The following is a 347-nucleotide window of genomic DNA, read 5'->3' as shown; positions in this document are numbered from 1 at the left end:
AGCTTCATCCACATAATCTGTGCATATCCCCAGCGTTCCTCCCCTTGTCGTCCCGGTCGCAGGTGGACAACTCCGTCCGCGCGCAGCCCTGGGTGGATATCGATCAGTTCAGCGTGCGTCAGGCCCTGCGCGGCCCCTGGCCTGGTGTCGACAGCTTTTCCACAGGCTGTTCCACCGCTTCTGTGTATGTCTCTGGTTGTTAACTTATTGATATTGCTCGGGAAATGACCTGATTCCGGGAGCCCGCGTGGCATCGGCCCTGCGCCCGCTTGTGCACCGCTTATCCACCGAACGATCCCCGTTTTCTGTGCGCAAGAGGCGCCGCCCGGGTGGCGCTTCCGTTTGCG

1 protein-coding gene is annotated in these 347 nt (G+C 61.1%); it reads left to right on the top strand.

Annotated features, from left to right (window positions below; all coding sequences use genetic code 11):
* The coding region (locus tag J0A65_RS26620; RefSeq protein WP_206597179.1) for a hypothetical protein at positions 1-203 on the top strand (203 nt) is incomplete at its 5' end.
* Positions 204-347: the final 144 nt, after the last annotated feature.

Source organism: Bowmanella yangjiangensis (genome assembly GCF_017255015.1).
In the GTDB taxonomy this organism is placed as follows: Bacteria; Pseudomonadota; Gammaproteobacteria; order Enterobacterales; family Alteromonadaceae; genus Bowmanella; species Bowmanella yangjiangensis.
Note: the sequence above shows the minus strand (reverse complement) of the source record. Positions and strands in the feature narration are given on the sequence as shown.